Genomic DNA, 8,509 nt, shown 5'->3' with positions numbered 1-8,509 from the left:
TCGCCGCGCTGGTGATCGGCTTCACCTACCTGGTGGTCTTCGTCGAAAGCGGGCAGCGCCGGATCACGGTCAATTACGCACGCCGCCAGGGTGGCCGCAACGCGTACATGAACCAGTCGTCGTTCCTGCCGCTGAAGCTCAACATGGCCGGCGTGATCCCGCCGATCTTCGCGAGCTCGATCATCATGTTCCCGGCGACCGCCGCGCAGTGGTTCGGCAGCAACGGTTCGGCCGCGACGCAGTGGCTGCAACGCGTTGGCCAGGCGCTGTCCCCGGGCCAGCCGCTGCACATGATCATCTTCACGGTGATGATCGTCGGCTTCGCGTTCTTCTACACGGCGCTGGTGTTCAACTCGCAGGAGACGGCCGACAACCTCAAGAAGTCGGGCGCCCTGATCCCGGGCATCCGTCCGGGGCGTGCCACCGCGGAATACGTGGATGGCGTGTTGACCCGCCTGACCCTGGTCGGCGCGATCTACCTGGCGGTGGTCTGCCTGCTGCCGGAAATCATGCGCACCAAGCTGGGCACCTCGTTCTACTTCGGCGGCACCTCGCTGCTGATCGTGGTGGTGGTGGTGATGGACTTCATCGCGCAGATCCAGGCGCACCTGATGTCGCACCAGTACCAGAGCCTGCTGAAGAAGGCGAACCTCAAGGGACGCGGACGCTAAGCGTCCCGTTCTGTGGCATAATTCCGGGCTGGGTCGAAAGACCCAAGCCTGCGACCCGACGCCTGACAAGGGCAGGGTCGCGAAGTGATACCGCCGGTCGGGACATTGCGCTCCCGTCGGCACGTTGGGCGACTCGTGAGGCCTTCCCGCACACGAGTGGATCCGCGGAATGCGCGCGCCAGAGTAGCGCGCGCCGCATCGGGGCAACCCGGTGGCTGGCCGCGGAACCGTTCGCCGGAGCATGGGCACACTCCCCATGCCGGAGTCGTCAGGACATCGACGGCTTCCATGAATAGCGGGAAGTTGCTACAATTTCACGTTTCCCTGGCCGGATTCGCTTGAATCGGGCCCATCAACAGTCGGAGAACCGCCACTATGGCGCGTATTGCGGGCGTCAACCTGCCTGCCCAGAAGCACGTCTGGGTCGGGCTGCAAAGCATCTACGGCATCGGCCGTACCCGTTCCAAGCAGGTCTGTGACACGGCCGGCGTGGACCGTTCCACCAAGATCCGCGACCTGTCGGAGCCGGAAGTCGAGCGCCTGCGCGCCGAAATCGGCAAGTTCGTCGTGGAAGGCGACCTGCGTCGCGAAGTCGGCATGGCGATCAAGCGCCTGATGGACCTGGGCAGCTATCGCGGCCTGCGCCATCGTCGCGGCCTGCCGCTGCGTGGCCAGCGCACCCGGACCAATGCTCGTACCCGCAAGGGTCCGCGCAAGGCCATCAAGAAGTAAGGAATCCAGACCATGGCCAAGCCGGCAGCTGCCACCAAGACCAAGAAGAAGGTCAAGCGCGTCGTCACCGACGGCATCGCGCACGTCCACGCTTCTTTCAACAACACGATCATCACCATCACCGACCGCCAGGGCAATGCACTGAGCTGGGCGACTTCGGGTGGCGCGGGTTTCCGCGGCTCGCGCAAGTCCACCCCGTTCGCTGCGCAGGTCGCCGCCGAAAAGGCTGGCAAGGCCGCGCTCGACTACGGCGTGAAGGCGTTGGAAGTCCGCATCAAGGGCCCGGGTCCGGGCCGTGAGTCCGCCGTCCGTTCTCTGAACAACGTCGGTTACAAGATCCTGAACATCACCGACGTGACGCCTATCCCGCACAACGGGTGCCGTCCGCCCAAAAAGCGCCGCGTCTGAGGAGCTAAGAGAACATGGCTCGTTATATTGGTCCCACCTGTAAGCTCGCGCGCCGCGAAGGCGCCGACCTGTCCCTCAAGAGCCCGGCGCGTGCGCTGGATTCCAAGTGCAAGCTGGAGCAGAAGCCCGGCCAGCACGGCGCCACCGCGCGCAAGGGCAAGCTCTCCGACTACGCCACCCAGCTGCGTGAAAAGCAGAAGGTCAAGCGTATCTACGGTCTGCTGGAACGCCAGTTCCGCAACTACTACAAGAAGGCTTCGAACAAGAAGGGCAACACGGGTGAAAACCTGCTGCAGCTCCTCGAAACCCGCCTCGATAACGTGGTGTTCCGCATGGGCTTCGCAGTGACGCGCGCTTCGGCCCGCCAGCTGGTGTCCCACCGCGGCATCCTGGTGAACGGCAAGTACGTGAACCTGCCGTCGTACCAGGTCAAGGCCGGCGACGCCATCGCGCTGTCCGAGCGTGCGCAGAAGCAGCTCCGCGTCCAGGAAGCCCTGACGCTGTCGCAGCAGATGGATCTGAAGCCGTCGTGGGTCGACGTCGACGCCGGCAAGTTCTCGGGCGTGTTCAAGGCGGTGCCGGATCGCGGCGACCTGCCGGCCGACATCAACGAGGCGCTGATCGTCGAGTTGTACTCGAAGTAATTCCCTTTGCAACACGCATCCGGCGTCATGAACCGGATGCACCAGGAGACGCCATACATGACGGTTACCGCCAATCAAGTGCTGCGTCCGCGCGCTCCGCAAATCGAGCGCATCACCGACCTTCGCGCGAAGGTCGTGAGCGCGGCTACGGACATACCCTCGGCAATGCCCTGCGTCGCGTGCTGCTGTCTTCGATCCCCGGCTTTGCCGTGACCGAAGTGAGCATCGACGGGGTGGTGCACGAGTACAGCACGATCGAAGGCCTGCAGGAAGACGTGCTTGAAGTGCTGTTGAACCTCAAGGACGTGGCACTGCGCATGCACAGCGGCGACAGCGCCATGCTGGTCCTGCAGAAGCAGGGTCCGGCCGTGGTCACCGCTGCCGACATCAAGGTCGACCACAACGTCGAGGTGCTGAACCCCGACCACGTGATCTGCACCCTGACCAAGGACGCCGCGATCAACATGCAGCTCAAGGTCGAGCGCGGTTTCGGCTACCAGCCGGCTGCCGCCCGTCGCCGTCCGGACGAGGAAACCTCGACCATCGGCCGCCTGATGCTGGATGCCTCGTTCTCGCCGGTGCGCAAGGTCGCCTACGCGGTGGAAGCCGCGCGCGTCGAACAGCGCACCAACCTCGACAAGCTGGTGCTGGACATCGAAACCAACGGCACCATCGATGCCGAGGAAGCGGTTCGCACCGCAGCCAACATCCTGACCGACCAGCTGTCGGTGTTCGGCGACTTCACGCCGAAGCACGCCAGCGCCGCGCAGAAGAGCCCGAACGGCGTCGATCCGCTGCTGATGCGTCCGATCGACGACCTCGAGCTGACCGTGCGTTCGGCCAACTGCCTGAAGGCCGAGAGCATCTACTACATCGGTGATCTGATCCAGAAGACCGAAGTCGAGTTGCTCAAGACCCCGAACCTCGGCAAGAAGTCGCTCACCGAGATCAAGGACGTGCTGGCTCAGCGCGGCCTCGCCCTCGGCATGAAGGTCGACCACTGGCCGCCGGCCGGTGTCGCCGCCCACGGCATGCTGGGCTAAGCAACACGAAGGGTGATCCGGTCAACGCCGGATCACCCTGATTGCAACATCGCAACACCCCGCCGACGGGTTCAACCCGCGGCATGACCGGCAAGGGACGCCGGCACCGGACCAACCGCAGTCCATGCAACAACGCCAGGAAGGCGACAGCGATCCACAACGACTCAACATTCATCAGGAATCAAGACCATGCGTCACCAGAAATCCGGCCGCAAGTTCAGCCGCACCAGTGCCCACCGCGAAGCGATGTTCAAGAACATGGCCGCCTCGCTGATCAAGCACGAACTCATCAAGACCACTCTGCCGAAGGCCAAGGAACTGCGCCGCGTCGCCGAGCCGCTGATCACGCTGGCCAAGACCGATGGCGTTGCCAACCGCCGCCTCGCCTTTGCGCGCCTGCGCGACAAGGAAGCGGTCGGTACGCTGTTCACCGTGCTGGGCCCGCGCTATGCGACGCGTCCGGGCGGTTACATCCGCATCCTCAAGGCAGGTTTCCGCGCCGGCGACAACGCGCCGATGGCGTACGTGGAGCTGGTGGATCGCCCGGTCGACCTCGGCTGAGCGTTACAGCTGCAACCAAAATGAATACGAAAAACCCCGGCGATTCGTCGGGGTTTTTTGTTATGGTGAAGGGATGATCCCGAAAAGTTTCCGCGCCCGTTTCCTGACCGGTTTTCTCGCCTGCGCGGGATTGCTCGGTTACGCGTTCTACGAGCAGTTCAGCCGCGGCGTCGAGCCCTGCAATTTTTGCATCCTGCAGCGCATCGCCTTCGCCGCGCTCGGCATCGTGTTCCTGATTGGTGGCCTGGTCGCACCGAAATCGCCGGCGGCGCGCAAGTGGCTGGTCGTGCTGGCGCTGATCCCGGCCATCGCCGGTGCCGGCGTGGCGCTGCGCCATGTCTGGGTGCAGATCTATCCGCCGCCGATGGCCGGCTGCGGTGCCCCGATGTCGTTCATGCTCGACATGATGCCGGTTCAGAGCGTGCTGCGTAAGGTTCTGACTGCCAGTGGCGATTGCAGCAACATCAACTGGTCGTTCCTCGGCCTGACCATGCCGGCGTGGTGCGCACTCTGGTTCATCGGACTGGGCATCTGGGCGATCGCGACCGGTTGGCGCAAGAGCGATCGCAAGTTCACGGCGAGGAGCCTGAAATGAGTATTCGACACACACAACAGGTGCAGCCGGTGCGGGAAGCGAAAGACTGGAATCCGTGGAGCTGGCGGTCGCGCGAGGCGACGCAGCAACCGACGTATCCGGATGCCGCGGCGCTCGATGCGGCCACGCGCGAACTCGGCGGCCTGCCGCCGCTGGTGACATCGTGGGAAATCATCGAGCTCAAGCGCCAGCTCGCCGAAGCGCAGGAAGGCAAGCGTTTCCTGCTGCAGGGTGGCGATTGCGCCGAGAATTTCGACGAGTGCGATTCCAACCTGATCAGCAACCGCCTCAAGGTGTTGCTGCAGATGAGCCTGGTGCTGGTGCACGGCCTGCGCATGCCGGTGGTGCGCGTCGGACGTTTTGCCGGGCAGTACGCCAAGCCGCGTTCGTCCGACACCGAGGTGCGCGACGGCGTGGAATTGCCGAGCTACCGCGGCGACATCATCAATTCGCCGGACTTCACCGCCGAAGGGCGCATCCCCGATCCGCAGCGCATGATCAAGGCGCATGCGCGTTCGGCGATGACGATGAATTTCACCCGCGCGCTGATCGACGGCGGCTTTGCCGACGTCCATCACCTCGAATACTGGAATCTCGGTTGGGTGGGGCATTCGCCGCTGGCCGATGACTACCAGCGCATGGTGCAGTCGGTGGGCGATGCCGTGCAGTTCATGGAAACGTTGTCGGGCGGGCCGGTCGGCAACCTCAACCGCGTCGACTTCCACACTTCGCATGAAGCCTTGCTGCTGCCGTACGAAGCGGCGCAAACGCGCCAGGTGCCGCGCCAGTGGGGCTGGTTCAATCTCGCCACGCATTTCCCGTGGATCGGCATGCGCACGGCGGCGCTGGATGGCGCGCACGTCGAATACATGCGCGGCCTGCGCAATCCGATCGCGGTGAAGATCGGTCCGAGCGTGACGCCGGACCAGCTGCTGCGCCTGATCGATGCGCTCAATCCCGGCGACGAGCCCGGTCATCTGACGTTGATCCATCGCATGGGCGCCGGCAAGATCGCGCAGGCGTTGCCGCCGCTACTCGACGCCGTGCGTCGCGAAGGTCGCCGTGTGCTCTGGGTTTGCGATCCGATGCACGGCAACACCGAGAATTCGGCGAGTGGCTACAAGACCCGTCGCTTCGAGAACATCCGCCAGGAAATCGAGCACGCCTTCGACATGCACCGCGCCAGCGGCACGCGTCTCGGCGGCATCCATCTCGAGCTGACCGGCGAGGATGTCACCGAATGCACCGGTGGCGCACGCGAGCTGACCGACGCCGACCTGCAGCGTGCCTACCGTTCCACCGTCGATCCGCGCCTGAACTACGAGCAGTCGCTGGAAGCGGCGATGTGCATCGTCCGCAAGTCGACCCAGTTGCGCACGTCCAAGGCCTGACCGGCATGCGTCGCGCGCTGGCCGGGTTGCTGCTGTCGCTCCCGCTGGTGGCACAGGCGGGATTGCGCGTCGAAACGCTGCAGGGTGGCGTCGATGCGCGCCTGCGCGGCGTGTCGGCGGTCGATGCCAGGATCGCGTGGGCCAGCGGCAGCAAGGGTACGGTGTTGCGCACGACCGACGGGGGCGCGCACTGGCAACGCCTGGCGGTGCCCGATGCCGACAAGCTCGATTTCCGCGACGTCGAAGGTTTCGATGCCAACAGCGCGGTGATCATGGCCGCGGGCCCGGGCGTGCAATCGCGCGTGTTCCGCACCCGCGATGGCGGCGCGACGTGGACGCAGACGCTGGACACCAGCAACGACAAGGCGTTCTTCGATTGCATGGCGTTCGACGGTGCGCGTGGCTGGCTGCTGGGCGACCCGGTGGGCGATCGCTACCAGCTCTACACGACGATCGACGGCGGGGAACATTGGACGCAGGACGACAACGGTCCGCCGGCATTGAAGGATGAAGCCGCATTCGCGGCCAGCGGCACCTGCATCGCGCGCTTGAAGGGCGCGACCGCAGTGGTGAGTGGCGGTGCGGCATCGCGCCTCCACCTGCTGCGCGATGGCGAACACGATTGGCGTGCGCTCGATACCGGCATGGCGCGCGGCAAGCCTGCGGCGGGCGCGTTTTCCGTTTCGGCGTGGCGCGGCGGCGCGTTCGTGGTCGGTGGTGAATACACCGCCGAAAAATCCCCCGGCGATGCCGCGACCCTTGCTGCATTGAATGCCAAGGCCATGCATGTCGATGCCGCACCGCGCGGCTATCGTTCCGGCGTCGCCTGCACCCAACGGATCTGCATCGTGGTCGGTCCTTCCGGTGTCGACAGCTGGGATGGCAAGCGCTGGACGGCGATTTCCGACGCCAGCTTCGATGCGGTCTCCATCCGCGGGAATGTCGCCTGGCTCAGCGGCGCGAAAGGCGCGCTGGCCAGGATCGTGCTGCCGCGCTGATCGTTACGGCGCGATCGTCGGGATGAATGTCGGCGCCTTGCGCGCCCGCGTCGCCTGTTCGTAACCGTAGGCGATGTCGAGCAGCACCGGTTCGCTCCACGCGGTGCCGAGGAACATCACGCCCACCGGCAATCCATGCGCGAAACCCGCGGGTACGGTGATCGAGGGATACCCGGCGACCGCCGGCAACTGCGACACGCCGCCGATGGTGGGATCGCCGCTGACGATGTGGTCGCCAAGGATGGGGTCGGTGGGGAAGGCGGGCCCCCAGCTCGGCGCGATCAAGGCATCGAGGCGTTCCTTGCGCAGCGCGACGTCGATGCCTTCGGGACCGGACAGGCGCTTCGCCTTCGCCAGCGCATCGAGATACTTGCGGTCATCCAGCGAGCCAGCGGCATTCGCCCGCTCGAACAAGTCCTGTTCGAACCACTTCATTTCGCGATCCGCGTGCGCCTTGTTCCAGTCGATCAGGTCGGCCAGCGTTTTCGGCTTGGCATTGCTGTCGCGCAGGTAGGCGGCAAGATCGTGCTTGAACTCGTAGAGCATCACCGTCATCTCGGCGTCGCCCAACGTGTCGAGGTTGGGGACTTCGACCGGATCGATCACGATCGCGCCCTGCGAACGCAACGTCGCGATCGCGGCATCCAGAGCGCGATCGGCATTCGGTTCCATCCCTGCGAGTTTGCGCACGACGCCGATGCGCTTGCCCTTCAATCCACCCGCATGCAGGTCCGTACTGTAGTCATGACGGTGCGTGTCGGCGTCCTTGGTCGCGGCGTCGCGCGGATCGCTGCCAGCCATCGCGGTCAGCAGCGCAGCGGCATCGGCGACGCTGCGCGCCATCGGTCCGGCGGTGTCCTGCGAATGCGCAATGGGGATGATGCCGGTACGGCTCACCAGTCCCAGCGTCGGCTTGAGTCCAACAAGCCCGGCCATGCTGGCGGGGCAGAGGATGCTACCGTCGGTTTCGGTGCCGATGCCGACAGTCGCCAGGTTCGCCGCGATCGCGGTTCCGGTGCCCGCGCTCGATCCGCAGGGATTGCGATCGAGCACATAGGGATTCTTCGTCTGGCCGCCGCGTCCGCTCCAGCCCGACGATGCGTGCGCCGAGCGGAAGTTGGCCCACTCGCTGAGATTGGTCTTGCCGAGGATCACCGCGCCGGCGGCGCGCAGTCGCGCGACAAGGGGCGCGTCGACGGATGGATGGTTGTCGGCCAGTGCCAGCGAGCCGGCGGAATTCGCCATGCCCACGGCATCGATGTTGTCCTTGAGCAACACCGGGATGCCATGCAGCGGGCCACGGATGTGACCGGCGCGGCGTTCACGGTCGAGCGTCGCGGCTTCCTTCAACGCATCGGGATTGAGTTCGATGATGCTGTTGAGCTTCGGGCCGGCCTTGTCGATGCGGGCGATCCGTTGCAGGTAGGCGCGCGTGAGTGCCTGGCTGTCGAGCTTGCCTTCGCGCA

Annotated in this window: 9 protein-coding genes and 1 pseudogene; 9 read left to right on the top strand and 1 reads right to left on the bottom strand. The window is 65.1% G+C overall.

What is annotated here, in order from left to right; all coding sequences use genetic code 11:
* From ABE093_RS13390 to ABE093_RS13350, 9 genes and pseudogenes are all read left to right on the top strand, one after another.
* On the top strand, positions 1-671 hold a 671-nt coding region (locus tag ABE093_RS13390), incomplete at its 5' end, for a preprotein translocase subunit SecY (RefSeq protein ID WP_430761412.1).
* A gap of 375 nt (positions 672-1,046) precedes the next feature.
* Positions 1,047-1,403: a 30S ribosomal protein S13 gene (rpsM, locus tag ABE093_RS13385; protein ID WP_430761411.1), complete on the top strand. Its 357-nt coding sequence runs from the start codon at positions 1,047-1,049 to the stop codon at positions 1,401-1,403.
* Between the two features lie 12 nt (positions 1,404-1,415).
* Positions 1,416-1,811, top strand: a complete 396-nt coding sequence (gene rpsK / locus ABE093_RS13380; protein WP_430761410.1) for a 30S ribosomal protein S11 — start codon at positions 1,416-1,418, stop codon at positions 1,809-1,811.
* A 14-nt stretch (positions 1,812-1,825) separates the two neighbouring features.
* Positions 1,826-2,455 carry a 30S ribosomal protein S4 gene (gene rpsD / locus ABE093_RS13375; RefSeq protein WP_430761409.1) on the top strand — a complete coding sequence of 210 codons (630 nt, stop codon included), beginning with the start codon at positions 1,826-1,828 and terminating at the stop codon, positions 2,453-2,455.
* 57 nt (positions 2,456-2,512) lie between these two features.
* Positions 2,513-3,498, top strand: a pseudogene (locus tag ABE093_RS13370) (DNA-directed RNA polymerase subunit alpha).
* 189 nt (positions 3,499-3,687) lie between these two features.
* Positions 3,688-4,059, top strand: coding sequence for a 50S ribosomal protein L17 (gene rplQ / locus ABE093_RS13365; protein ID WP_430761408.1), 372 nt, complete (start codon positions 3,688-3,690; stop codon positions 4,057-4,059).
* Positions 4,060-4,132: 73 nt separating this feature from the next.
* Complete coding sequence (locus ABE093_RS13360) at positions 4,133-4,654, top strand: disulfide bond formation protein B (RefSeq protein WP_430761407.1); 522 nt, start codon at positions 4,133-4,135, stop codon at positions 4,652-4,654.
* A complete protein-coding gene (locus ABE093_RS13355) occupies positions 4,651-6,045 on the top strand; it encodes a class II 3-deoxy-7-phosphoheptulonate synthase (protein ID WP_430761406.1) in 1,395 nt (464 codons plus the stop codon). The genes ABE093_RS13360 and ABE093_RS13355 overlap by 4 nt, the downstream gene beginning before the upstream one ends.
* Before the next feature lie 5 nt (positions 6,046-6,050).
* Positions 6,051-7,043 carry a WD40/YVTN/BNR-like repeat-containing protein gene (locus tag ABE093_RS13350; RefSeq protein WP_430761405.1) on the top strand — a complete coding sequence of 331 codons (993 nt, stop codon included), beginning with the start codon at positions 6,051-6,053 and terminating at the stop codon, positions 7,041-7,043.
* Positions 7,044-7,046: 3 nt separating this feature from the next.
* Here the strand turns inward: ABE093_RS13350 and ABE093_RS13345 are convergent.
* Positions 7,047-8,509 (bottom strand): amidase (locus tag ABE093_RS13345; RefSeq protein WP_430761404.1); only part of this gene is annotated, 1,463 nt, incomplete at its 5' end.

Source organism: Solilutibacter silvestris (assembly GCF_050574925.1).
Lineage (GTDB): Bacteria > Pseudomonadota > Gammaproteobacteria > Xanthomonadales > Xanthomonadaceae > Solilutibacter > Solilutibacter silvestris_A.
This window is presented reverse-complemented; position numbering and strand designations above follow the sequence as displayed.

Excerpts from the sequence above, each read along its gene's own strand:
- rpsM (WP_430761411.1), top strand. The coding sequence starts at position 1,047 with ATGGCGCGTATTGCGGGCGTCAACCTGCCTGCCCAGAAGCACGTCTGG.
- rpsK (WP_430761410.1), top strand. The coding sequence starts at position 1,416 with ATGGCCAAGCCGGCAGCTGCCACCAAGACCAAGAAGAAGGTCAAGCGC.
- rpsD (WP_430761409.1), top strand. The coding sequence starts at position 1,826 with ATGGCTCGTTATATTGGTCCCACCTGTAAGCTCGCGCGCCGCGAAGGC.
- rplQ (WP_430761408.1), top strand. The coding sequence starts at position 3,688 with ATGCGTCACCAGAAATCCGGCCGCAAGTTCAGCCGCACCAGTGCCCAC.
- ABE093_RS13360 (WP_430761407.1), top strand. The coding sequence starts at position 4,133 with ATGATCCCGAAAAGTTTCCGCGCCCGTTTCCTGACCGGTTTTCTCGCC.
- ABE093_RS13355 (WP_430761406.1), top strand. The coding sequence starts at position 4,651 with ATGAGTATTCGACACACACAACAGGTGCAGCCGGTGCGGGAAGCGAAA.
- ABE093_RS13350 (WP_430761405.1), top strand. The coding sequence starts at position 6,051 with ATGCGTCGCGCGCTGGCCGGGTTGCTGCTGTCGCTCCCGCTGGTGGCA.